Source organism: Schnuerera sp., assembly GCF_035459645.1.
Taxonomy (GTDB): Bacteria; Bacillota; Clostridia; order Tissierellales; family Tepidimicrobiaceae; genus Schnuerera.
This window is the reverse complement of sequence record NZ_DATHXO010000213.1, coordinates 1-2,486: the sequence shown is the minus strand read 5'-3', so window position 1 is coordinate 2,486 and position 2,486 is coordinate 1. Positions and strand designations below refer to the sequence as shown.

At 28.3% G+C, this 2,486-nt stretch carries 2 protein-coding genes; both read left to right on the top strand.

What is annotated here, in order from left to right; genetic code table 11:
* On the top strand, positions 1-643 hold a 643-nt coding region (locus VK998_RS05045), incomplete at its 5' end, for an ABC transporter ATP-binding protein (protein ID WP_325226226.1).
* A 13-nt stretch (positions 644-656) separates the two neighbouring features.
* On the top strand, positions 657-2,486 hold a 1,830-nt coding region (locus VK998_RS05040; RefSeq protein ID WP_325226224.1), incomplete at its 3' end, for an ABC transporter ATP-binding protein.

Genomic DNA, 2,486 nt, shown 5'->3' with positions numbered 1-2,486 from the left:
TGGACGAACCGGTAGCGGTAAAACCACTATAGTAAATCTTCTATTACGTATTTATGAAGTGGATGAAGGAAACATATTATTAGACGATAGAGATATAAAAGATTTAAATATTAAATCTTTAAGAGAAAATATTAGTTATGTTCCTCAAGACAACTTTTTGTTCACTACAACTATAAAAGATAATATTGGATTTGCTTTTGATGAACCAATTAGTGAAGAGCTTATGGTAAAATCATCTAAATTAGCTCAAGTATACGACAATATTATAGATTTTCCTAATAAATTTGATACCATTTTAGGCGAAAGAGGTGTTACATTGTCTGGTGGACAAAAACAAAGAGTTGCTATTGCTAGAGCCCTTGCAAAGGATAGCCCCATATTAATACTAGACGATAGCCTTTCCAGTGTAGATACAGAAACGGAAGAAAAAATATTAAATCAATTGGAAAGAGTTACCAATAAAAAAACTACAATAATAATTAGTCATAGAATTTCAACAGTAAAAGAAGCAGACGAAATCATAGTATTAGATGAAGGTAGAATTATTGAACGAGGAGATCATAACAGCTTATTAAAAATTGATGGTTTATATAGATATTTATATGAAAAACAGTTATTAGAAGAAAAATTATCTAAAGACTAACTGGAGGGATATTATGACTAGTAATTATCATGAAGATGAAGTGCTTGGTAAAGCTTATGATTCTAGGTTAATGAAAAGACTATTAAAATATGCTAAACCCTACTGGCATTTACTGTTATTAACTATAGTTTTAATGGTATTAGTCACTGGTTTAGAGCTTATCAGACCTTATCTCATAAAAATTACCATAGATGACTATATAAATGGATATAGAAAACCTATGTATGAATTAGATATATCAGAGCCATATGGTGGAACTGTTTATAATGGCAAAAAATATATTAGAATAGATAGTATATCAGAGGATGAAAAGGAACTTTTAAAGGATAATCCACAAAAACTATTGGTTAAAGAAAAGAATGACTATTATCTAGTAAATCCAGAAGAAAATTATACTCAAGGGATATTACTCTCAAAAGATGAATATCAAGCTTTTAGAAAACATGATATAGATGGACTAACTAAAATTGGTATGATATTCTTAATTGCTATTATAATAGCTTTCCTATTTAATTATTTACAAGTGTATATACTAAATTATACTAGCCAAAAAATAATATTTAATATTAGACAGGATATATTTTCTCATATCCAGAATTTATCTATAACCTATTTTGACAAAAATCCTGTAGGTCGATTAGTAACACGTGTTACTAATGATACGGAAAATTTAAATGAAATGTATACCGGTGTATTAATAAATTTATTTAAGGATATCTTCATTTTAGCTGGAATAATGATTATAATGCTTAAGATGAATCTTAAATTAGCATTAGTTTCCTTTGCATTGGTACCATTGATACTCATTGCCTCTATTATTTTTAGAAAGAAAATTAGGGAAGTCTATAGATTGGGTCGAGTTCAATTAGCCAAAATAAATGCTACCTTAAATGAAAATATTACTGGAATGAAAACCATCCAAATATTTAAAAAAGAAGAGAAAATTTACAACCAATTTGATAAAATTAATACTGACTATTTGAATACTGCAAAGAGAGAAATAGGATTGTATGCTATCTTTAGACCTTCTATTGAAGTGATTCGTTCTCTTGGATTAGCTCTTTTAATATACTATGGAGGACATCAGGTGCTATCTGGGGTCATTGAATTTGGAGTATTATATGCTTTTATAGATTATTTGCAAAGATTTTTCCAACCTATACTTGATATTACAGAAAAATATAATATACTTCAATCAGCTATGGCTTCCAGCGAAAGAATTTTTATGATATTGGATGAGGATGCTCAAATTGAAAATGTAGAAAATCCAATTTCTATTACTCAATGCAAAGGAAAAATTGAATTTAAAAATGTCTGGTTTGCTTACGAAGAAGAAAATTGGGTATTAAAAGATGTTAATTTTACTATTAACCCAGGAGAATCTGTAGCATTTGTTGGGGCTACTGGTGCTGGAAAATCCTCAATTATAAATCTAATTACTCGCTTTTATGATATACAGAAAGGTGAAATATTAATTGACGGTATAAATATTAAAGATTATGATAAAAATGAGTTGCGAAAACATATTGGAGTAGTACTACAAGATGTCTTTCTATTTACTGGATCTATTAAAGACAATATAAGATTGAATAATAAAAATATAAAAGATGATGAAATAATTGAAATGGCAAAACATGTAAATGCACATCATTTCATTAAAAAATTGCCTAATAAATATGATGAACCTGTTATGGAAAGAGGATCTACTTTATCTGCTGGTGAGAGACAATTATTAGCTTTTGCTAGAACCTTAGCATTTAACCCAAGCATTTTAATTTTAGATGAAGCAACTTCAAATATTGACACTGAAACAGAATTATTGATACAAGACGCATTAGCTAAG